We start from the raw sequence: 19,987 nt of genomic DNA, 5'->3' as shown, positions 1-19,987 counted from the left end.
AGCCGTGGGCCTCATCCACATCGAGCTGTTCACGACCCTCGACCTCGTCGGGCAGGCGCCCGGCGGCCCCGACGAGGACCCGGCCGGGTTCCCGTTCGGCGGCTGGCAGGCGCCCCTGCTGGACGAGGCGACCGGCGCGCAGATCGCAGCCGCGTACGAGGGCACGGACGCCCTCCTGCTCGGCAGGCGCACGTACGACATCTTTGCCGCCTACTGGCCGCACCAGAAGGGCGGCGAGGACGGCGACATCGCCGCGCTCTTCAACGGCGTCCCGAAGTACGTGGCCTCCCGAGGCAGGCCCGACCTCCCGTGGGCCGGTTCCACGCAGCTCGGCCCGGACCTCGCAACCGCGGTGCGCGAGATCCGTGACCGGCACGAGCACGTGAAGGTGGTCGGGAGCCTGGACCTGGTGCAGACCCTGCTCCGCGAGAAGCTCTTCGACCGCATCGACCTCTGGGTGCACCCGATCGTGCTCGGCGTCGGGAAGAAGATGTTCGACGGCGGCGGGGTGCCCACGAACCTGACCCTCCTCGAACCGCCGGCAACCAGCGGAAAGGGCACCGTGTACCTGCGCTACGGGCTCGCCCCCGGCATCCCCGCGACGGGCGACATGAGCGCCCCCGACCGCGGCGTCGGGCCCGCCGACGGCTAGTACTGCAACGGTCTTTTTTGTGACGGTTGGGCAGTGGTTCGTTGGTCTGTTCAGGGACTGTAAAAGAAACGGCTCTGTCCCGTAGTCGGTGGTAACGAAGGGTGACGGTCAGTGCAGGAGGGTGAGGGCGGCGTTGACGGCTGCACGGTCGAGTTCGAGACCATTCGCAAAGGCATGGAGGTAGGGCAGCTGGGTCGTGCGGACGCCAACGATCCAGGCGGTGAGTTTCTCGTCATTACCTGCGGCCGGCGTGAGGAGCTACGCGAACTCGCGGTTAAATAAGGCCAGTTGGATCATCTCGGGACAGGATGCGGTGAGCTCGGCGAGGAGACTTGTGTCCTTGCCCCGGAGGCGGTCGGGATGGGTGAGCAGGAGGCGGGCCAGCCATCGCGGGGTGGTGACGGGCCGGTCGCCTTCTGCCCGGCGCTGGGTGATGTAGCGGTAGATGAGGTTGAAGCTGCCGGTGTAGCCCTGCTCCTGGACCTCACGGAACAGCTGCTTCACGGGGACAGCGGGGTCGGCCGCACAGCGTTCGCGCAGGTGGTCGCGGTAGGGGTCGACCAGGGTGGGCCGGTAACGCGGCGCCAGATGTAGGGCCTCGGGTTCGCGGGTGCGCGCGTAGCGCTTGACGGTGTTGAGGGACAGGTTCAGGCGGCGGGCGCATTCGAGCAGGCCGACGCCCTTGCCGAGGAGGTCGTGGATCTGGTGCCAGCGTTCGCGGGTGGTCTGCTCGTGGACACCGGCCGGGCGGGGCGTGTTCGCGGTGGCCCAGCAGGCGCTGTGGGAGCGAACCTCGGCCCGGGTCTTCTCACACAGGTTCTTCCACAGGTGCCAGCGGTCGCTGACCTGCACCGCAGCCGGCAGGGCCCGGCGAACGGCCTCCCCGTATGCGCCCTAGCCATCGCGGCAGACGACCTCGACGCCAGGGTGCTCGCGCAGCCACCTCTCCAGGGCGTCGGCGCCGCGGCCCGGGAGTACGTCGATGCGTTCGCCGGTCTCGGCATCGATCAGGACAGTCGCGTAACGGTGGCGACGCTTGAGCGCGAAGTCATCGACACCGAGGACGCGCGGCACCCGCACCACGGGCAAGGGCAGGCGGGCCAGGAGCCTGAGTGCGGTCGAGCGGGATATCGCCGAAGCCAGGACACGGGAGAGGCGGGCGCCCGCCCGGCCCGCTAACTCCTTAACCGCCTGACCGAGCTGGTCGGCGAGCCGGCATGTGCGCCGCTGATAGCGTTCGATCAGGCCTGGGACCTGTTCACGGAGCGTCTGCCGCGGCCAGCGCGTCTCGTTGAGACCCGTACTCGACCAGTCCCACGATCTCGGCATCCGTGCCGCGTCGTCGCTGAGCACAGCATCAGGCCCGGGCCCGGGACCGAGCCCGGGCCCGGGCCCGGGACCCTCACACAATCGATGAACTGGGGAAACATCCACCAAGTTCGAGCCCCGTTCGATGCTGGAGGTTGAACGGTAAGCTAGGGCCGGGCCAGAATGTCGGTCACTCGGTGCGCATAGATCACCCGACCGCATGGGGAGCCGGGGTCCGTGCACGTCGGGTCGGTGGTGTCCATGCGGTGTTCGGTCAGCGACCAGAGGTATTGCGTACCGCCGCCCGGCACGCCCTGCCCGTGCTCGAAGGATAGGTCCTCGGGACCGACCGCGTTGGTGATGTTGGCGCCGTAGTCCACCAGACGGCCGCCGGAGACGGTCGCCCGGCGCAGGCTGCCGCTGTGGGTGGTCCAGCTGCGGTTGAAGTAGTACATGCCGTCGTAGCGTGCCGCGCCCTGGGTGAGATCGCGGGGCAGGTAGAACGCGCCCGTTGCGTCGACCACGCCGTTGGTCGACTTCAGGAGGCCGGTGGCGTCGTCGATCGGCAGTGCACCGACCCGGCCCTTCTCGGGGTGCGTGTCGTCGGAGTCGCAGTACTCGCCCATGATCAGAGCCGGAGCGGCGGAGTTGCTGCGGTCGACGGAGATGTAGGACGCCTTCGGCGCTCCGGTGGCCACGCAGGTCGCCGCAGAGGAATTGCCCTGGGCGCTGACGAACTTGTACGAGGCCACCTGCGGCATCACGTACCGGTACGTGTAGCTGTAGTAGACGTTGTTCTGCCGGCCGATCTGAGTTTCGTCGCGGACGTTGCTCTTCAGGCCGTCCAGCGTAGTGTCGTCCACCGATGCGTTCTGGTCCGGGTTGAGGTCCAGGATGGAACGCATGTCGAAGACCCGCAGGCCGTTCAGGGTGTCCGCGACGTAGAGGTAGTACTTGTACCAGGCGATGCCGCCCGCGTGGATGTCGACCGCCTTGTAGGAGACGTGGTCGTAGCTGTTGTAGTACGGCTCCACCAGCAGGACGTGACGGTACCGCCGGCCGTCGGGGTCGCCCGGTATCGCGGTCTCCGGGTCGAGGAACGACAGCCGCACTCCCCTGCTGCCGGCCTTGTCGTACCAGGCGGTTACCAGTGGCTTGCGGGAGCCCCACAGCTCGTCGGCCTGGGCGTCCGAGACACCGGTCACGCCCTGGGGAATCCAGTCCTCGGTGGCGGAGTCGCCGGGATCCCAGCAGAGCTTCCTGGCGGGAGCGAGCACCATGCCGTCGTCGCCCGAGCCGAACGGGTCCGTGGTGCAGGACGCGCCAGTCTTCGCGACCCGGTTGCCCTGGTCGAGCAGGACCTGGACGCCCTGCGTGGGCAGAGCCGCTTTCAGATCGGCCACTTGGCCGCTCAGGTCGGGTCCGGACCTGAGGTTGAAGGAGGACGCGGTCGCCGGGTCTCCGGGAGCTGCCTGAGCGGGGGAACCGATCGCCGGAACCAAAAGGACCGCCGCGACTGCAGTGGCGACCCAACCGGCATACCTGCCGGGGGATTTACGAGGTGGCATCGCTGATTCTTCGACCTTCACTGGGGAGAAAGCGAAGAGCATACGTATAGCCACCGGATACCCGCGCATCGGGTCGGTCCGGTGAGTCGCCCCGACCGTTGGCCGCCTCCAACCTCGTCTACACCCGCACCGCGACTCCTGAGCTCGCCGACCACGTGGCCAAGGCCCAGGCCTCCGGCCTGCCGTCGCGGCTCACCCGGACCGAGGACCAGACCGTCATCGACTGATCGCTTCCCAAGTCGGTGGTGACAGCTTCACACCCTCCAAAGGGCCAGGCTGACCGGGCCGCTTCGGAGTGGCAGCCTGCATCTATGCCCCTTCGAAAAGCGGCAACACGGTGGCCGCCGGTACGCGGTCCGGTTCACCTACGCGCTGCCAGACGACGCGTGGTGCGTCGAGCTCGGCGAAGCCCGCTTCGCCGTCGCTGGCGCCCGGCCCGGATCTGAGTACAGAGCGCACCTGCCGGTGAGTAGCCGTACGGCTGTGCCGGATCTGCAGACCGTATTGGATCAGGGCATGGACACGACCTCCTCCCCGGTGACGTCCCCGTCCCCGTCCCCGTCCCCGGCGCCGGTGACGGCCACGGGAAAGAGCCGCTCCTCCCGCTTCTGGGCCGCCGTGGGTGCCGTGCTCTTCGTCCCGGCCGTCCTGGCGGCCGTCATGCTGCTCCTGTCGTCCGTGCGGGTCTCGGGCTGCGTGACGTACGGGGTGGAGTGCGTCCACGGGCTGCCCGGGTGGCTGTTCGTCTGGAGTACCGGCTTCGGCGCGGTAGCGTTTGTGGTCGCCCTGGCTGCGCCCGCCCTGCAGGTACGACAGGCCGCTCTCGCCGCCCAGCTCCTCGCGGAATGCACGGCGCTGCTGGTGATCCTCAGCTACTACGCATGAGTGGGCTGCAGCATCCGACCGGCCGCGCAAATGCGTGAAGGCGCTCGTAGCGCTCGATGAACAGGAACGCGGGCGTCTCCCGCTTGATTGATCAAACACTTCGCCCCCGCCTTCACATCGGCCATCGTCGGGTGGGCATTTCGCCGACGGCCAGCAGATCCGGAGTCGTCTCGGGCGGATACCCGGTGTACAGGACGGCAGGTACGGCACGGCCGGGGGCACGCCGGATGTCCAGCGCTTCGGCCTCGGGCGCGTTGGCAGCCGTGTTCGGTTCCCCAAAGTCCCCGTTGTGGGCTACAGCGACGACAACCGGCCTCGCTGCCTCGCCGCGGCGGCAGTGCTTGCCGTCAGATTTTCAATCAAGATCACGTTAGGCTGTTCTCAGCTATTTGCGGGGGATTGCATGGACATAGACATAAAGACGTACTACGTACGGCAAGGCGCGGGAGGAGCCCGCTCGGCCGCCGACGCAGCACTGGAGAACCTTCGCCGGTCCCTCGATTCGAGCGACACGGCAGCCGATGGGCACCACGGCTGGGCTTCCGCCGCGGCGTTGAAGCGGTGTGCGACCGCGTGGGAGGACCACATGGTCGACCTGGGGAAGCAGATGAACACCATGGCCGACAACCTCCACACCACGGCCAACGCCTACGACACCACGGACGTCCAGGCGAAGGACGCCTTCAACAGGCTCCAGCACGGCCTCGCCGACTTCGGGAGGAACTGACCCTTGGTCGTCTATCACGACCTGTACGACTGCCGGACGGACCAGTGGCAGAAGGCCGCGGACGACTGGGTCGACCTCGCCCGACGCTCCTCCTCCGCCTGCGAGGACATCCGCGCGTCGAGGCCTCCCACGTCGAATTCGAGATACTCAGGGCCGACATCCCGGTCGGGAAGGACCCGCAGCTCGTTCGCACCTGGTGGGACGGCCTGACGCCGCAGCAGCAGAAGGACCTCATGCAGGCCGATCCCGTGACCCTCGCCGACCTCAAGGGCCTGCCGCCCGAAGTCGGGCGGGAGCTCCGCGGACCCGACGGGAAGATCGACCGGGTCGAGATGGTGCAGTACGCACTGGACCACTGGGACAAGAAGGACGATCTCAAGTTCGAAAACAACTGCGCCAACTTCACGTCGTCCGCCCTTGAGGCCGGCGGCATGCAGAAGAAGTTCGACTTCTGGACGGGGCCCCGCGGCGACAACACCTGGGGCCGGGAGAGCGGGCTGGGGTGGGACTGGGTCGACCAACGGGCGTACCACTCCCGGTCATGGGCGCAGGCCAAGGGTCTGCACGGCTTCCTGCTGCGCAACGGCGGCGAGGAAGTCACCAGATCGGATGCCCGTCCCGGCGACGTCATCTTCTACGAGCAGGTGGCTCCCGACCCGGACGAACCCCAGGGCGAGATCTACCACGCCGCCGTGGTCACCTCAGTCACCCCTGACGGCGACATCAAACTGATCCAGCACACCAGCTCGTTCCAGAACGTGAGCCTGGACAGCCGCGAACACGTCGCCACCAAGAACCACGGCGAGCAGCGCATCCACATCGTCCGACCGCACCCGAATTGGTACTGATGGAAACCCCCCTTTCGTCCGCCGCATCGCACGACACCACCACGCGCAAGCGCCCGGTCTCGCCCGGCACGGTGGTCGCGGCGCTGTGGGTGCCACTCGCCACCGCCATCGGCGTGGTCAGTTCGTACTACGTGCAGGTCATCCACGGGGATTGGGTCGACCGGCAACAGGCAGCATGCCGGCACATGCCCTTCCCGAAGGCGGAGCACCTCGCCGCGTGGGCGGGGCCGATCCTCGGCATATCAGCCGTGGTCGTCTGCGTACTGCTCGCCCAGCACATCCGCCGACGGCACGGTGTCCCGCTCGGGGGAACGAAGCGAGGGCTGGTGGCCTACATCGGCGTAGGGCCCGGTGTACTGACGATTCCGCTGGAGCTGTTCATGCTGTGGGCCTCCTACAGCTCCGACGGGTCGGGGCCGGTCCTGGGCGACTGCGGCTGAGCACCATGGCGAGATCGGCACTGATGGCCATGTCACCCTCGTCCGCTGGCTCAACGTCCTGACCATCCCGATGGAACTCATCCAGCTGTACGCCGCGTACTCGACGACAGGGTGGCGATCGTCCTCGGCGACTGGGTCCTCCTTGCTCTATTGCCTCGGGAGGTTGTGGACGGGTGATGGAGGTCTGGGCTGAGGGAGTCTGAACGGGTGAGGGCCTTGCGGGTTCGGTGTGGATCGCGACGTCTACACCGACCAGAAAGGCCCTCGTGGTCCACCATGCACCCCTGACCGAGACCGGACGCCTGCGCCTGGCCCGGTGCGTGGTCGAGGACGGCTTCAATGCGGCCAGTGGCGCGTAGCTGAAGGCGCTCGTGCAGCAGGAGGACCTGCTCGTCGCGAACGGGCGGTTGGAGTACACGACCTGGACCGCCACCGTGCTCGTGCCGCCGGTCGGCACGGCCGCGATCGGGCTGTTCGGCCCGGTAATGACCGTGGTGGCCAATGCGGTCAGCTGTCTGCTCTCAGCCGCTGGAATCCGTGCGATCGGCGGGTCGGAGCCGCGTGACCGTCCTGCGCTCGGGTCGTTGAAGAAGCCCGGACGCGTCAGAGATGCACCAGGAGCCCGGGCCGTCACGGTCCGGGCTCCTCTGTGCCGTGGCCCCGGCCTGCTACCCCTGTGTGCGGGTGCGAAGTGGCGACCGGGGCCGAGCCGACATCGTCACGAGGCGATCGTGTAGGCGGTGGCGAAACGGCGCGCTCTGCGCCAGGCATCGATCCACTGCTGCACCTTCGCCTGCCGGGTCTCGCCGCAAGCGCGGACGAAGTGGACGAGGAACTCCTCGGTACATCCCCGGCGTCCGGCCAGCACGCTGGCGAGCGTGCTGCGAGGAAGATAGCTGCCGCCTCCCCCTAGGACGGCCGCCCGGCTCTCCAGCGTTCGGAGGGTGGGCTGACCGGCCGAGGCGCGGAGTTCTCGCATCGCCATGAGCAGCTCGGCCGGCTCGTTGATGTACAGGACGGCCGGTCCCTTGCGCGGGGCGGGGACCGTGATGTCGTGCACGGCGACCTTGGCCAGGGTGGCCGTGGTCCAGAGCTTCCGCGCCTGGTGGACAGAGCCGCCGCAGGACTTCACGTACGCCTCGACCGTCTTCCAGGCCGGGAGCGACTTGCCCTTGTCGGCGCGAAAGAGCGTGGGGGTGGAGACGGGGAGGTTCATCTCGGTGGCGGTGTGCGCCATGCGGCTGTAGGTGAGGCCGGACTGCCGGCGAAGCAGCCGAAGCCACTTCGCCAGCTCGTCCAGGGCCTTGTCAGCCGGGGCGCTCGTCGTGCGCCCCATCGCCGGTGTCCTTAGCGGGACCGGCGGTGGGGGAAGAGCTGGATCAGGCGGCGAACCAGCTCGATGCCGAGCAGGCCCCCGGCGCCCACGGTGATTCCGGCCGTCTCCACCGGCATGCCGGACAGGGTCAGTCCGGTGAAGAGGGCGAGGACGACGATCACGATGATCGTCGGCGCCGTGGGCAGGGGGGTGGCGGGGCTCTTCGGCCCCTGGACACAGGCGAGCGCCTGCGAGGTGTGGTTGGTGTTCACGGTTGTCCTTCCGGGTCGTTGCCACTCGACTGGTGCCGCGTGCGATTTCCCGGCTTTGCCGAGCCGAAAAATGCGACACCGCTCACGATCGTTTCGTGCCGCATCTCGTCGAGTCCAGCAACTTGAGGGCGCCCATTTCATCTTGTCCCAAACGAAGTTGAAACGCCGTCATGACGTAGCTGCTGGTCAGGCAGGCAGCCTGCGCGACAGAAGGTGGAGTGGGTGGGGGGCGCCCCTGGCACGTGTCCCGCCTTCCGCGCAAGATCACGCTTGAGTCGGAGGCCAATGAAGCCGAAGCTCAACCCCAAGAGCGCGGCGGAAGTGCCGGGCCCAACTATGAGGAGTTGCTATGTGAGGAGCTTGCGAGGACCTCATCTCCTGCTGGCCGAACGGCCATGCACGGTGACCCTGGGGGTACCCATGCCTTCTTCTGGCCTGGGACACTCACGCCTTCTTCCGGGTGGGGGCACCCATGCCCATTTCCGGTCTGGGGGCAGTCTCTTCCGTTCACCGTGCGGCTGCAGGGCAAGCACGCCCATTTTCTGGGGTCGTAGCTGTCCTCGTCATGCCTTCTTGCAGTAACTCCACTCACGGTCGCCCTGGCCGTTGCCACTCGACAAAGACAGGGATGGACTGGCGCCCGTTGCCGCGGGACCAGTCACAACAGCAGGCAGCAGCCTGCTGGTCATACAGTCACCGAGGCGTCCTCATGGCCGTGGGGGCGCCTCGTGCTGCGTCTTGGACAGGCCCCAGCTCGGGGTATCAGTAGGAACCGTGCACCGGCCGTGCACGGCTGTGTTCCCGCCTGTCTGGACCTGCAACCAGGCCTTGCCGGTGTCACGGCAGCGGTTGAACGCCCACATGGACTGACCGCCAGGTCCTCGCGCAGCCCGTACGACAACCTCCTCGTCACCGACGTGGCTCGATGTTGACGATTTCGCACCCCTGGCCGAGGTACACCGCCAGCGCCCTGACGCGGGCTGACCCCGCAGGGCCTGATGCCCGAGCCCTGCCCATGGGTACGGCGGCCCCGAAACCAGCGCTCTGGTTCAGGGCCGCTGTACGTCGCGTGGCGGCGGCGCGGTCCGCGTCAGCACCCGGCTGCTGCGGCTCGCGTTGCCCTTCGCGGTGGGGAGCGGGGGTCACGGGGGTGCGGGACACGGGGGTGCGGGAGCGGGAAGGCGTCACTGTCGGTGAGGGGGTGGGGCGGACAGGATTGAGATCAGTCAAGGGGAAACGCCCCGGGACACGAAATCACAGGAGATGACATGGACTTCTCGCAGAACACCGACGCTCCCGCCAAGACCGGTCTGGGCCTCTCCCGCAAGGCCGCGCTGGGTGTGGCGGCGGCCGCGGTCGTCAGTGGGGCGCTCTTCGCCCCGAGCGCCTTCGCCGCCGAGGCCGCGCCGTCCGGCAGCGCCGTGGTGGCCGGGTGCGCGGAGTGCTACCCCGACGTCATCTGATCGAGCCGACCGACTGTCTGCTGCTGCTGGGGCCCGCCCACCGCAAGGGCGGCGGGCCCCGCAGCCGGGCCAGAGCAAGGAGAGTGAGCCGTGGACTGGCTCGAACGCTGTGTGACCGACGCGGACCGCTTCCTGCGCACGCAGTGGCGCCGAGGCCCCGCTCTACTGCGGCCGGCCGATCCGCCGACCGAGGTTCTCGGGCTCGCGGATCTGGACGATCTGCTGGATTCGGGCACCTTGAGGGTGCCGTACGCCGGGCTGTTCACCATGGCGGGCGCGGTGCCCGAGGCGGCCTACTGTCCGCCTCGGGTGGTGGCCGGCCGGTACCTGGAGGGGTGGCTCGACGCGGAGCGGGTGCGTGCCCTGATCCGGGACGAGCAGGCCACCTTGCAGCTGCGCTACGTCAACCACTGGTATCCGCCGGTGCGGGAGCTCACCGCGGGCCTGGCACGGGAGCTCGACCGGCTCGTCGAGGCCTTCCTCTTCTATTCGCAACCCGGGCGCTTCGGTGCGGTGCACCGCGACGACGGCGACATCCTGGTGCTCCAGCTGAGCGGTGCCAAGCACTGGAAGGTCTACGGGGGGCCGACGGACGGGCACTGGCAGCCCGTGCGGGAGGACGACCCGGGTGAGGTGTTGCTGGACACCGTCGTACGGCCCGGCGAGGTGTTGTACGTGCCCAACGGGTACGCCCATACCGCCCAGGCCACGGCGGACGGTCCCTCGCTGCACCTGACGATCGTGCTGCGCGAGGCCGGCGCCGACCACCTGCGGGCGGAGCTGCGGTCCTTCCTCGCCGAGGGCCTCGCCCTGCCCGCCCGTCCCCTCGGCGACGAGGACCTGACGGCGACGGCCGCCGCCCTGCTGGCCCACGTACGCGACCGGCTCGACGCCGCCGATGCCCCTTCCCTCGTGCACAGCGCCCGCCTGCACGCCTACAGCAGCCGTCCCACGGCCTGAGCGAGAGTGAGACCACGATGGACTGGCTGACCCGATGCGTGGGCGACGAGCAGGAGTTCTTCGCCTCGCACTGGCGCCGCGCACCGGCCGTGCTGCATCCCGAGTGCCCCCCGGTGGACGTGATCGGCACCGCCGAGCTGGATGCTCTGCTGGATGCGGGTCTGCTCAAGGTTCCGTACATCGGGCTGGTCCATGCGGACAGCCACGTGCCCATCGAGCGGTTCTGCACCCCGCGGGTGGTGCTCGGTGAGCTCGTCGAGGACTACGCGGACGGGGATCTCGTACGACGCCTGGTCGAGGAGGAGCGGGCCACCGTGCTCCTGCGGTACGTCGACCAGTGGCACCAGGGCGTACGGGCGCTGACCGCGGGGCTGGGCGAGCAACTAGGCCGGCAGGTGGAGGCGTTCTTCTTCCGCACCCCGGCCGGCACCCAGGGCCGCCCCCTGCACCGCGACGACGCCGACGTCCTCGCGATCCAGATCAGCGGCGAGAAACGCTGGCACGTCCACGCCGGTCCGCGCGACGGCAACTGGGAGCCGGCCCGGGAGAACGGCGACCCGGGTGACGTGCTCCTGGAGACCGTGCTGCGGCCGGGCGAGGTGCTGTACGTACCACGGGGGTTCGCGCACCGCGCCGACGCCGTGGGGGACGCGCCGTCCGCGCACCTGTCGCTGACCGTGCGCGAGGCGGGCACCGCGAACCTGTACGCCCTGTTGCAGGCGATCCTCGCCGACGGGGCGCGCATCCCGGGGCGACCGCTCGACGACCGGGAGCTGACCGAGGCCGCCGCGACGCTGATCGAGCACCAGCGCAGTGCGGTGGACGCCCTGACCCCCCGAACGCTGGTCGCTCTCGCCCGTAACGCCATGCGTGGTGTGTGACGTCCCCCGTACACCCCCATGGATGGATGCGGACAGCCCCCGATGCCTTGTGCTCGGGGGCTGTCCGTCTGCCGTCCGGTGGTCTCTTCTGCCTATCCTTGGCCCGGGCATCCGATGCGCCGGCGGCCGGCACGACCTGTCGGGCCGGCGGCGAACGGGCAAGGGGTGGCAGTGCAGGGGCAATCGGGACTGTTCGACGCCGCTCGGGGGCTGGGGGAGACCGACCTGGCCGTGTACAGCTGGGTGTTGGAGCAGCGTAGGGGCGAGGCGGAGGCCGTTGCCGAGGGTGTCGGGATCAGCGCCGGGGAGGCCGGGGCGAGCCTGGAGCGGCTGCGGCGGGCCCGGCTGCTGCACGCGCAGACCGGTCCCGGCGGGTCGCAGGCGGTGTTCGCGGTGGCGCCCGAGACGGCGCTCGCGCAGCTCGCCGCTCCCGTGGAGGCGCGGATACGGGAGCAGCAGGCCGGTCTCGCCGGGATGCGCGAGGACCTCGGCCCGTTCGTCGCCCGCTACCACCAGCGGCACGCCCGCGGCGAGGGGTTGGAGCTCCTGGAAAACGTGCAGGACGTCCGCAACACCCTCAACCAGGCCTCGGACCGCTGCTGCAAGGAGGTCCTGACCAGCCAGCCCGGGGGCGGGGCACGGGTCCCTGAGGCGATGCAGGAGGCGCTGGGGCGGGACCGGGCGATGCTGGAACGCGGGATCCGGCTGCGTACGCTCTACCACCACACGGCCCGCTTCAACGGGCCCAGCCAGGCGTACGTGGCCGCCGCTTCTGCGCTGGGCGGCCAGTACCGCACCGCGCACGAGCTGTTCGGCCGGATCATCGTGTTCGACCGCGAGGTGGCTTTCATCCCGGTCAGGGACGACAGCTGGGGTGCCGTCGTCATACGGGAGCCGTCCACGGTCGCCTACCTCTGTGAGATCTTCGAGCAGACCTGGGACCGGGCCACACCGTTCGCCGACGCCGCCGGACAGGGGCTCGAAGAGGTCTCCCGGGAGATCCACGAGACGATCGTCCGGCTGCTCGCGGCCGGTCTCAAGGACGAAGCCATCGCCCGGCGGCTCGGGATGTCGCTGCGTACGGCACGCCGTCACATCGCCGACATCATGGAGGAGCTGGGCGCCGCCAGCCGCTTCCAGGCGGGTGCCCGCGCGGCTGCTCAGGGGCTGCTGGCGGCAGGCGTCGGCTCCGAGGGGCAGCCGCCGTCCGGAGCGAACGCGGGCTGAGGATCGCCGTCGCCGTCGCCGTCGGCTGCTCGTAGGGCCGGTCGCGTCACGTGTTCTCGGGAGCGGACTTTCGCGGCTGGTCGGCGGGTTCCAGGTGCCCGATGCTGGTCGTACGGCCCGGGCAGGACGTCTGACGGGCGGCGGTTCGAACGAGGAGCGGGGGGCGGGGCATGGACGGCGGCGGGACCACGGCGCCCTGGGCGGCGGCGCAGAGCGCGGTCCCTCTCAGGGAGCTGGTGCTGTTCCTGTCGGTCCATCTGGACCGGGCGCCGGGTGTGCTGTGGCCCGAGTACGAGCACCCGGCGCTGGGCACGCCGGAGTGGTCGCAGGTGCTCGACGCGCTGGCCCTCGAACCCGGCCCGGGTGCGGGCCTGATGGCCCGGAGCGGCGGGACAGGGAATCCCGCCGCGCACCGGGTCGTCCATCAGGTCGAGGGGGCGGGGACGTGGCGCCTGTCCCGTGACCGGGGCGGCGCGGGCGCGGACGGCTTCCAGTGCCGGTTGCGCTCGGGGGAGGTGCTGTACATCCCGGCCCGTTGGTCCTGGTCGGTGGAGCTGACGCCCGGGGGACGGTACGTGCTCACCGATCTGGCGCCGGTCTAGTGCTGTGGCCGGAAGGGTTTGCCGGTAGGCCCGCGGCATCCGGTGCGGTGCATCGCAAGGCGGAGGGCCACGGCTCGTACTGGGCGTACTTGCGTGGTCCGACAACGCGACGAGGCGCCGTGCCGGGCGCCGCGGGCCGGTGAACCCTTCCGGTCACAGCACTAGCTTTCGAAGCGGGGATCAGCCGCCCCAGGAGGTGTCGCACGGCTCCACGAGGCCATCGCCGCCCACCTCGAAGTCCGTCCCGGTGAGGGACGTGCCGGTCGACTGGAGCGCGGTGCCGCCGCAGTCGATGGCGTCGGCGTACGCCGGGGAGGCGGGCTGGATGGCCAGCAGGGCGGCGGTGGCGACGGCGGTGAGGAGCAGGGCGAGGCGCTTCGGCATGGTTTCCCCAGGGACATGGCGGGGCCCGCCCGCTGAGCGGGCCCGGTGCGGTGTGTGGTGCGGATGCGATGCGGGTGCGGTGCGGTGCGTGGACAACACTGGCGCAGCCCGGTGGCGTACGTACGGGAGCGGGCCCTTCACCAACGTGCGTGACTACAAAATGAAGGGGGCTCAGACTGTCCCAAATGCCAGCAGAATGTGGCATAGCGAAGGGGCTGGTGGGGCTTAGGAGACGTAACCGCGTTGAAGGGCGAGGACCACGAGCTGGGTGCGGTTGGCCGTACCGGTCTTGTCGCGCAGCCGGCGCAGGTGCGTGTCAACGGTGTGCGGGCTGATGCCCAGCCTCCGGCCGATGCCCCAGTACGTCTCACCGCCCGCGAGCAGGGCCAGGACCTGGCGCTCGCGGGGAGTCAGGGTGGGCTCGCAGACGGCGGCCTTCAGGGGGTCCTGCAGGGTGCCCGGCATGGCTGGCTCCTTCTCGTCGACGGGGTCCGGAGGCGGGCCGTCAGGCCCGTCCGGGACACCTCTCACCCTGGGGCAGGCCGGGACGCGCGGCGACGGGGGGAACACCTCAGCAAACTGCGTGGCAGCAAAGCGAGGAGTCGGCAAAGTCGACAAAATGGACGGGAGTGGGCAGGGGTCGGGCGGTTGCGGTGAACTGGCCCCCGTCCCCCGTCCCCCGTCCCCCGTCCTTCAGCACGCCGGCTCCATGGCTACCGTGTCCGGCCCGTCATCCGTACTGCCTCGCCGCGAGGCGCCGGTGTTCCTGCGGGGAAACGCCGTAGGCGGCGCGGAACGTGCGGCTGAAGCCTGCTGCATCGGTGAATCCCCAGCGCGTTGCCACCGCGTGCACGGGCAGAGCCGACAGCAACGGATCGAGGAGGTCGGCGGAACAGCGTTCCAGTCGGCGCCTGCGGATCGTCTCGGACACCGATTCCTTGCGTCCCGCGAAGAGCCGGTGCAGGAGCCGCACGGAGATGTGGTGGTGTGCGGCGATGACGGGCGGCGAGAGCTGCGGATCGGCGAGGTTGTCCTCGATGAACAGGTCGAGCCGTCTCAGCAGCAGCTGCCGGCGTGTCCGTGGCGGCAGGCGGTCCGAGGCGTCGAGGTGGTGGGCGAGGAACGCGGTGGCAAGATCCCATGTCATGACGCCGAGGCGCTGCCCGTCCGCTTCGGTGAAGGTCTCCGCCTCCTGGACGACCGACACGAGGTGGCGGGCGAAGACCGCTCCCACCCCAGTCGCGGAGGGGAGGGCATGCGCGAGCAGCCGGTCCACCTTGTTCTCGGGCAGCGGAACGAGGGCTCGCGGCAGGTGGAGGGTGACGGCTCGGGACGGCGCGGTGCCGTCCGTGACCTGGCTGTCGTACGGGCGCGACGAACTCCACATGTTGAAGTCCCCGGGCGACAGCAAGGTCTCCTGACGTAACTGGGAAACCCACATCGCCCCGCCGAGGAGGAGTGTCAGTTCGTACGTCTCGGGGTCGGACCGGTGGATCAGGCGAGCGGTGCGCTCCGACCGCAGGGCGGGGAAGGACATCGTGGCGATCTGCGCGATTCCCAGAGACAGGACCCCCATGCTTCCCGAGAAGCCGGCCGGGTGGTCGCTCGTTACCCGAGTGGGGCCGGCTCCCTGGCTGACGGTCTCGCGCCACCATTCGAAGCGGTGCTCGGGCGGCAGATCCGCCGTGTCGTAGACGGTCAGTCCCAAGAGCCGCCTCCATCCGTTCCGCCCTCTCCGCCCTCTCCGCTCCGGCGCAGGGCCCCCATCGTCGGGAGGTTGCCGCCGGGTCTCCATGGCGCGCGCGGCAGCGCGGCCTGATTCGGCTGCCTCCGGCGATGGCGAGCGGAAGGAACGTACGAGGCGAACGCCGGTCGGCACAGGCAGCACCGCCACCGGAGTGGAAGGTCACGGGGCCGCCGGACGGTCCGCCGGGCGCTCTCGCGAACCGGCTCGTTCCCGACGCCCACGGGCTCTGCCGGGGAGCTCCGAGGGCGTTCGTCCGCACGCTTTCCGTGCGCTGAGGGACAACGATCCGTGCGCTGTGGGCCAACGACCGGGTGGGGCGTGCGGCGGCAGACTTCGGGTGTCGCCAACGCAGCCGCAGCCGCAGCCCGCAGTGGGCCGATGACGGTTTCGACGCTGCGTCAGGTGCGTGAGTTCCACCCAGGACATGCTCACGAAAAGGGGAACCATGAGGAAGAAGACCACGCTCCGGGTGCTCGTCGCCGCAGGCACGCTCATCGGCGCGGTGTTCGCCGGGGTGGTCCCGGCTACCGCCCAGGGGGACGTCCACAAGCCCGCGCCGACCGCCGCATCCCCTGCTGCGACGACCGGGGCGCTCAGCCCGACGGGGGTCTTTCCGACCGGCGACTACTTCTTCAAGAACGTCGAGACCAGCCGCTGTGTCGACGACAGCCAGGCCTACGGCCTGCGCGCCTTCACCTGTAACTGGAGCAACTACCAAAAGTTCCAGTTCTGGCAGAAGGGCAACGGCTACTACCGGATCGCGAACTACGCGACCGGCCGGTGCATCGACGACAGCGACGCCTACGGGCTGCGCGGCTTCGGCTGCAACACCGGCCCCTACCAGGAGTGGAACCTGTACTCGGACGGCGTCACCACCCACCTACGGAACCGGGCGACGGGCCGGAACCTCGACGACAGCTACGAATTCGGACTCCGCACCTTCGCTCCCAATGATCTGAGCTGGCAGAGCTTCACCTTCTACCGGGGGTAGACGGCGGCCGTAGGGATCCGACCCAGGGGCCCGGCATTCAGCACCCGGTGCTGGATGCCGGGCCCCTGGCACGGGTGGAGAGCAGCAGTCCGCGAGGTCGGCAGTTGAGGGCGAAAAGCAGTTCAGCAGGGAGTCCAGATGCGCCCCCAGGCGGTCTGATGATCGCGCCGGTCACCGGGAGAATGTCACTTCTTCCGATCCGAGGCCCACCGCACAGCGCCCAGCAGGTACGCGGGAACACCTCTCAGAAAATGGACGGCCCCCTGTCGGTGTCGGATGCGAGGATCGGCGCGCGTCGGACATCCGACCACAACGGGGGGACGAACATGGACACTCAGAGCACGTACGCATGGCCGCGCAGGGCGGCGCAGTCGGACATGACCCGGCTGGAGGCGTGGCTCGCCCAGCACGGCTGGGAGGTCGACCCGACGGTCTACATGGCCGGCGCTGGCGGGGCGGCCGTCCAGGTACGACGTATCGGGGCGTCCTGGACCGACGGGGACGCCGGACTGTTGATCCTGCCCGCGGAGACCGTGGTGTGGGACGGCCTACGGATGCGGATCGCGCCCCGGGCGGCCGTCCCCGCCCGCTGCACCGTTTCGTAGGACGCCGTGCCCTGGGTCGGGCCGGGCCGGAACCGGGCCGCAAGTCCACGCTGCTGCGCAGGTGGCTGCGCGACGCGGCCGGCAAATGGCCCACTGGCACGCCGAACGCCGGGACGTCCGGTCCGGCCGTCCCGGTGTGGGTGAGCGCGCGCCCTCGTCGGGGAGGAGACACAGATACCCGACGTGCTCGCCGCCGCCACCAGAAGGCTCAGCCGGTACGGGCGGCACCCGGAACTGACCCGAGCTCGCTTCCTTCGGCGTCCGTGGACCGGAGCGCACTGGCAGGTGCTCGTCGACGACCTCGACGAGCACCCCACCGCGGACGAGCGCCGTGCCGTGTTGGAGAAGCTGGCCAACGCCGTCGCGGCGGACCCGCCGCTGTACCGGTGCGTCGTAGCCACCCGCCCTCTGACCGAGAACGAACTCAACGTCCTCGACCGCATCCTCGGCCGCCAGGTGCCGCACCATGCCTACGCATCGCTGCTGACCAGCATCGTGGAAGACAGCACGGAGTCTGATTGCACCCGCGCGCTATCCGCCTGGACGTTGGCTGGTCTGGATGGGCACGAGCAGGCTGGTGCCACGTGGCTCGCCCGCTTCATCGGGAGCGCCGAACCGCCCCGCTCGGCGAAGAGAAGCTAGCCGGCGTGCTGTCGCGAGATGCTCAGTGCGCAGGAAGCTGACTGCCGGCGTCATGCTGACGCCAAGCCATCGACTCCGTGGAACCGGACTTCGTCCCGCTCTGGTGAACATGACGGGTGCCCCGCCAGGGGACTGGCGGGACGGGACGTCCAAGGCGTCAGATCATGAGCAGCAGTCGCGTGTGCGGTACCAGTTTGCGGTTCACACTGGTGCTCTGCACGAAGATCGTGAAGTCGTCGTTGTGGTCCGGCTTGATACGGACTTCCGTGTTTGGCAGGCCGAGCAGGGCTCGGGCCTCCGGTCCCGTATAGACCTGGTCCGTCTTCTTCTCCAGTACCGCAATCTGCTTCTGCGCCTGAATCTTTTCTGACTTGCTCAGCTGGTAGAACGCACAACCGGTACGGTAAGTGTGCCCGCACTCGGTGACCCATTCCCGGATCGCCGTTTCGCGATCAACGGGAATCAGCTGGTACTGCGACGGATCGACCGGGGTGAGACCGGCTGCCTCGATGGTGTCTTTGTTGACCGCATCTGCACCAGTGGAGAACACCGCCCGCGATCCCCGGATGCCCTGGGTGCGGCCTACCATGAAGTTTTCGGTGGCCTTCAGGATGACCTGTCCGGCTTCCTCCAGGCCCTGTGTGCTCGTGGCATCCCAGATGGCGATGTTGTCCTTCGGGAAGCCGCACTGCATGGCCTCGCGCTTTCCCATCTGGTCCGGCACCAGGACGGCCAGGGTCCAGTTGTCCTCCTGTGTCTCGATCATCGTGGCCACGGCCTGCACCAGTTCACGAGGGTCCCTGCTAGGGGCATCGGGGCAGCGGTGGCTTGCGTTCTCCTGCCCGTCGGTCAGTACGAACGTGAGAAAGCTGTGGTCGCCGTAGAGTTGAGCCGTCTGCGCCAGCTCCCGCTGTGACTTCAGCGTGGCCGCCAGCAGAGCCGTCATTCCACCGGCCCGGTACAGCTGCTTCAGGGACGGCATTCGCAGCACGTCCTTGTCGTAGATGACGCACCCCACCTTGTCCGCGAAGACGTACACCGTGACGCGGGTTTCCTGGTCCAGTTCCTGCGATCGGCGGGCCAGATATGCAATCTGTTGGTCGGCGACTTCGACGACCTTACGACTCAGGTGCGACATGGACGAACTCGCGTCCAACACGAGAGCAACGTGATTGATGTAGTTCTGATTTCCCGACATGGCGGCTCCCCCGTTTTCCGACTCGATGCTCCGATCTTCTCATCCAGCACTGACAATCGATCTTGGACTCCCGACCGGATTCCGCTCCAGACGCGCACCGGTCGACCCTCCTCCCGCGCACCCTGAGCTCCGGAATGGGTGTGCTGGTGGGACGGGTTCAGCTGTGAATCCGAGTTTCGCCACGGGGGCACCGCTGACGGCGGGGGTCTGCCCGCCGTGCCGCACGCCGACATCATCCGCGCCGCGCTGCGGGTCCTGGCGAGGGCCGTCTACTTGCTCTGCAGCCTCCCGAGTGGGGTGAGGTCCTCCCCCAGTGCGGTGGCCGCCCCCTTCCAGCTGGTGTCCTCGGGGTAGAGCGCGCTGCGCAGGAAAGCGGTGGTGAGCTGCTGGATCAGGGTGACGCGTGCGGGACTCTCGTCCGTCGTCTCGGCGACCTCGTATCCGGCGATGCCTCCGAGCGAGTGCGCTGCCCCGAACAGCGTGAGCAGGCTCTTGTTTCCCGGGCTGTAGGTGTAAGGGTCGGTGAACCAGTCCGGTCCGCGCGTGGACAGGTGGGACTGGTCGTGGTCCCCGGCGATGATGAGGGCCGGTGCAGTCATGGTGTCGAAGGACGGCCTCATGAAGGGGAAGTGCTCGGCGGCGAACGGGGTCAGGTCGTCGCCCAGGCCGGTCAGGGCGAGCAGCACACCCGCCTTGACGCGGCGGTCGGACATGTCCTCGCCGGGAACACCGTCGGCGTCGAGGATGCGGGCGCCCAGTAGCGCGCTCGCCGTCTGGGCTCCCCAGGAGTGGCCGGCCACGGCGATGCGGCTGCGGTCGAGGCGCCCGCTGAGGCCCGGCACTGACGCTTCCAGGGCGTCGAGTCCGTCCAGTACGCGTGTGAGGTCCTCGATACGGAAGCGCCAGATCCGTGGCGTACGGGGATCCTCGGCCGTCAGGCCGAGCGTCCTGGAGTCGAGGTGGGTCGGCTGCAGGACCACGAATCCGCGGGCGGCCCAGAAGTCTGCCAACGGGGTGTAGCCGTTCATCGACCAGCCGAACCCGTGCGAGAAGACGACGACGGGCAGATTTCTGCCGGTTGCCGGGGCGGACACGCGTACCTGAAGGTCTTCGCCGCGGCCCGGGGCGGACAGGACAGCCGGTTTCGCGGAGACCACCATGGTGGGCGCACCCGCGGCTTTCTGGTGGTCTGCGCGCTCTGCGTCGGACATGGAAGTGCCTTCCGTTCGGTTTCTTCGCGGTCTTGGTCCGGTGGCCCGGCGGGAGGTGGCC

General features: G+C 69.1%; 22 protein-coding genes and 2 pseudogenes. 15 read left to right on the top strand and 9 right to left on the bottom strand.

The genetic code is table 11. The features are described 5' to 3' along the window. The first annotated feature begins 4 nt into the window (after positions 1-4). Positions 5-652 carry a dihydrofolate reductase family protein gene (locus ABZZ20_RS31665; RefSeq protein ID WP_356875553.1) on the top strand — a complete coding sequence of 216 codons (648 nt, stop codon included), beginning with the start codon at positions 5-7 and terminating at the stop codon, positions 650-652. A 111-nt stretch (positions 653-763) separates the two neighbouring features. Here ABZZ20_RS31665 and ABZZ20_RS31660 read toward each other — a convergent pair. Continuing rightward, a pseudogene (locus ABZZ20_RS31660) lies at positions 764-1,927 on the bottom strand (ISL3 family transposase); the annotation flags it as partial. Between the two features lie 200 nt (positions 1,928-2,127). After that, positions 2,128-3,363: a hypothetical protein gene (locus ABZZ20_RS31655; RefSeq protein ID WP_356875551.1), complete on the bottom strand. Its 1,236-nt coding sequence runs from the start codon at positions 3,361-3,363 to the stop codon at positions 2,128-2,130. Positions 3,364-3,626: 263 nt separating this feature from the next. On the opposite strand from ABZZ20_RS31655, the gene ABZZ20_RS31650 reads away from it, so the two are divergent. The 6 genes and pseudogenes from ABZZ20_RS31650 to ABZZ20_RS31625 form a co-directional block, all read left to right on the top strand. Next, positions 3,627-3,755 (top strand): hypothetical protein, encoded by a 129-nt coding sequence (locus ABZZ20_RS31650; protein WP_356875549.1) that lies wholly within the window; start codon positions 3,627-3,629, stop codon positions 3,753-3,755. 289 nt (positions 3,756-4,044) lie between these two features. After that, positions 4,045-4,413 carry a hypothetical protein gene (locus ABZZ20_RS31645; protein WP_356875548.1) on the top strand — a complete coding sequence of 123 codons (369 nt, stop codon included), beginning with the start codon at positions 4,045-4,047 and terminating at the stop codon, positions 4,411-4,413. A gap of 403 nt (positions 4,414-4,816) precedes the next feature. Further along, the gene (locus ABZZ20_RS31640; RefSeq protein WP_356875546.1) at positions 4,817-5,140 is read left to right on the top strand and encodes a type VII secretion target; all 324 of its coding nucleotides are present in this window, start codon (positions 4,817-4,819) and stop codon (positions 5,138-5,140) included. A 44-nt stretch (positions 5,141-5,184) separates the two neighbouring features. Continuing rightward, positions 5,185-5,988, top strand: a complete 804-nt coding sequence (locus ABZZ20_RS31635; protein WP_356875544.1) for an amidase domain-containing protein — start codon at positions 5,185-5,187, stop codon at positions 5,986-5,988. Further along, the gene (locus ABZZ20_RS31630) at positions 5,988-6,428 is read left to right on the top strand and encodes a hypothetical protein (protein WP_356875542.1); all 441 of its coding nucleotides are present in this window, start codon (positions 5,988-5,990) and stop codon (positions 6,426-6,428) included. The genes ABZZ20_RS31635 and ABZZ20_RS31630 overlap by 1 nt, the downstream gene beginning before the upstream one ends. A gap of 227 nt (positions 6,429-6,655) precedes the next feature. Beyond that, positions 6,656-6,843, top strand: a pseudogene (locus ABZZ20_RS31625) (hypothetical protein); the annotation flags it as partial. A 303-nt stretch (positions 6,844-7,146) separates the two neighbouring features. On the opposite strand, the gene ABZZ20_RS31620 reads toward ABZZ20_RS31625, so the two are convergent. Together ABZZ20_RS31620 and ABZZ20_RS31615 are read right to left on the bottom strand one after the other, a co-directional pair. Beyond that, entirely contained in the window at positions 7,147-7,764 is a 618-nt protein-coding gene (locus ABZZ20_RS31620; protein ID WP_356875540.1) for a hypothetical protein, read from the bottom strand. 11 nt (positions 7,765-7,775) lie between these two features. Further along, the gene (locus tag ABZZ20_RS31615; protein WP_356875538.1) at positions 7,776-8,015 is read right to left on the bottom strand and encodes a hypothetical protein; all 240 of its coding nucleotides are present in this window, start codon (positions 8,013-8,015) and stop codon (positions 7,776-7,778) included. Positions 8,016-9,283: 1,268 nt separating this feature from the next. Here ABZZ20_RS31615 and ABZZ20_RS31610 point away from each other — a divergent pair. The 5 genes from ABZZ20_RS31610 to ABZZ20_RS31590 all read left to right on the top strand — a co-directional run bounded on the left by ABZZ20_RS31610 (position 9,284) and on the right by ABZZ20_RS31590 (position 13,148). Next, positions 9,284-9,478, top strand: a complete 195-nt coding sequence (locus tag ABZZ20_RS31610; protein ID WP_356875536.1) for a hypothetical protein — start codon at positions 9,284-9,286, stop codon at positions 9,476-9,478. Between the two features lie 90 nt (positions 9,479-9,568). Next, complete coding sequence (locus ABZZ20_RS31605; RefSeq protein ID WP_356875534.1) at positions 9,569-10,438, top strand: cupin domain-containing protein; 870 nt, start codon at positions 9,569-9,571, stop codon at positions 10,436-10,438. A gap of 17 nt (positions 10,439-10,455) precedes the next feature. Next, entirely contained in the window at positions 10,456-11,319 is an 864-nt protein-coding gene (locus ABZZ20_RS31600) for a cupin domain-containing protein (protein WP_356875532.1), read from the top strand. 171 nt (positions 11,320-11,490) lie between these two features. Further along, positions 11,491-12,546 carry a helix-turn-helix transcriptional regulator gene (locus tag ABZZ20_RS31595; protein WP_356875531.1) on the top strand — a complete coding sequence of 352 codons (1,056 nt, stop codon included), beginning with the start codon at positions 11,491-11,493 and terminating at the stop codon, positions 12,544-12,546. Positions 12,547-12,716: 170 nt separating this feature from the next. Continuing rightward, positions 12,717-13,148 carry a hypothetical protein gene (locus ABZZ20_RS31590; protein WP_356875529.1) on the top strand — a complete coding sequence of 144 codons (432 nt, stop codon included), beginning with the start codon at positions 12,717-12,719 and terminating at the stop codon, positions 13,146-13,148. A 180-nt stretch (positions 13,149-13,328) separates the two neighbouring features. On the opposite strand, the gene ABZZ20_RS31585 is transcribed toward ABZZ20_RS31590, so the two are convergent. The 3 genes from ABZZ20_RS31585 to ABZZ20_RS31575 form a co-directional block, all read right to left on the bottom strand. Next, positions 13,329-13,532, bottom strand: coding sequence for a hypothetical protein (locus ABZZ20_RS31585; RefSeq protein WP_356875527.1), 204 nt, complete (start codon positions 13,530-13,532; stop codon positions 13,329-13,331). Positions 13,533-13,757: 225 nt separating this feature from the next. Next, the gene (locus ABZZ20_RS31580; RefSeq protein WP_356875525.1) at positions 13,758-13,997 is read right to left on the bottom strand and encodes a helix-turn-helix transcriptional regulator; all 240 of its coding nucleotides are present in this window, start codon (positions 13,995-13,997) and stop codon (positions 13,758-13,760) included. A gap of 265 nt (positions 13,998-14,262) precedes the next feature. Next, entirely contained in the window at positions 14,263-15,240 is a 978-nt protein-coding gene (locus ABZZ20_RS31575) for a helix-turn-helix domain-containing protein (RefSeq protein ID WP_356875523.1), read from the bottom strand. Positions 15,241-15,724: 484 nt separating this feature from the next. Here ABZZ20_RS31575 and ABZZ20_RS31570 point away from each other — a divergent pair, with 484 nt between their 5' ends. The 3 genes from ABZZ20_RS31570 to ABZZ20_RS31560 all read left to right on the top strand — a co-directional run bounded on the left by ABZZ20_RS31570 (position 15,725) and on the right by ABZZ20_RS31560 (position 17,517). Next, positions 15,725-16,270 carry an RICIN domain-containing protein gene (locus ABZZ20_RS31570; protein ID WP_356875521.1) on the top strand — a complete coding sequence of 182 codons (546 nt, stop codon included), beginning with the start codon at positions 15,725-15,727 and terminating at the stop codon, positions 16,268-16,270. Between the two features lie 326 nt (positions 16,271-16,596). Beyond that, a complete protein-coding gene (locus ABZZ20_RS31565; RefSeq protein ID WP_356875519.1) occupies positions 16,597-16,875 on the top strand; it encodes a hypothetical protein in 279 nt (92 codons plus the stop codon). A 285-nt stretch (positions 16,876-17,160) separates the two neighbouring features. Then, positions 17,161-17,517, top strand: coding sequence for a hypothetical protein (locus ABZZ20_RS31560; protein WP_356875517.1), 357 nt, complete (start codon positions 17,161-17,163; stop codon positions 17,515-17,517). A 157-nt stretch (positions 17,518-17,674) separates the two neighbouring features. Here the strand turns inward: ABZZ20_RS31560 and ABZZ20_RS31555 are convergent, their stop codons facing one another. Both ABZZ20_RS31555 and ABZZ20_RS31550 read right to left on the bottom strand, forming a co-directional pair. Continuing rightward, positions 17,675-18,715, bottom strand: a complete 1,041-nt coding sequence (locus ABZZ20_RS31555) for a vWA domain-containing protein (protein ID WP_356875516.1) — start codon at positions 18,713-18,715, stop codon at positions 17,675-17,677. 269 nt (positions 18,716-18,984) lie between these two features. Continuing rightward, complete coding sequence (locus ABZZ20_RS31550; RefSeq protein WP_356875514.1) at positions 18,985-19,926, bottom strand: alpha/beta fold hydrolase; 942 nt, start codon at positions 19,924-19,926, stop codon at positions 18,985-18,987. Positions 19,927-19,987: the final 61 nt, after the last annotated feature.

The organism is Streptomyces sp. NPDC006430 (assembly GCF_040612395.1).
In the GTDB taxonomy this organism is placed as follows: Bacteria; Actinomycetota; Actinomycetes; order Streptomycetales; family Streptomycetaceae; genus Streptomyces.
The sequence above is the reverse complement of the archived record's forward strand: the minus strand, read 5'-3'. Positions and strand labels throughout refer to the sequence as shown.

Coding starts and splice junctions, on each gene's coding strand:
- ABZZ20_RS31640 (WP_356875546.1), top strand. CDS start 4,817: ATGGACATAGACATAAAGACGTACTACGTACGGCAAGGCGCGGGAGGA.
- ABZZ20_RS31645 (WP_356875548.1), top strand. CDS start 4,045: ATGGACACGACCTCCTCCCCGGTGACGTCCCCGTCCCCGTCCCCGTCC.
- ABZZ20_RS31610 (WP_356875536.1), top strand. CDS start 9,284: ATGGACTTCTCGCAGAACACCGACGCTCCCGCCAAGACCGGTCTGGGC.
- ABZZ20_RS31570 (WP_356875521.1), top strand. CDS start 15,725: ATGAGGAAGAAGACCACGCTCCGGGTGCTCGTCGCCGCAGGCACGCTC.
- ABZZ20_RS31585 (WP_356875527.1), bottom strand. CDS start 13,532: ATGCCGAAGCGCCTCGCCCTGCTCCTCACCGCCGTCGCCACCGCCGCC.
- ABZZ20_RS31600 (WP_356875532.1), top strand. CDS start 10,456: ATGGACTGGCTGACCCGATGCGTGGGCGACGAGCAGGAGTTCTTCGCC.
- ABZZ20_RS31580 (WP_356875525.1), bottom strand. CDS start 13,997: ATGCCGGGCACCCTGCAGGACCCCCTGAAGGCCGCCGTCTGCGAGCCC.
- ABZZ20_RS31550 (WP_356875514.1), bottom strand. CDS start 19,926: ATGTCCGACGCAGAGCGCGCAGACCACCAGAAAGCCGCGGGTGCGCCC.
- ABZZ20_RS31590 (WP_356875529.1), top strand. CDS start 12,717: ATGGACGGCGGCGGGACCACGGCGCCCTGGGCGGCGGCGCAGAGCGCG.
- ABZZ20_RS31565 (WP_356875519.1), top strand. CDS start 16,597: ATGGACACTCAGAGCACGTACGCATGGCCGCGCAGGGCGGCGCAGTCG.
- ABZZ20_RS31630 (WP_356875542.1), top strand. CDS start 5,988: ATGGAAACCCCCCTTTCGTCCGCCGCATCGCACGACACCACCACGCGC.
- ABZZ20_RS31620 (WP_356875540.1), bottom strand. CDS start 7,764: ATGGGGCGCACGACGAGCGCCCCGGCTGACAAGGCCCTGGACGAGCTG.
- ABZZ20_RS31555 (WP_356875516.1), bottom strand. CDS start 18,715: ATGTCGGGAAATCAGAACTACATCAATCACGTTGCTCTCGTGTTGGAC.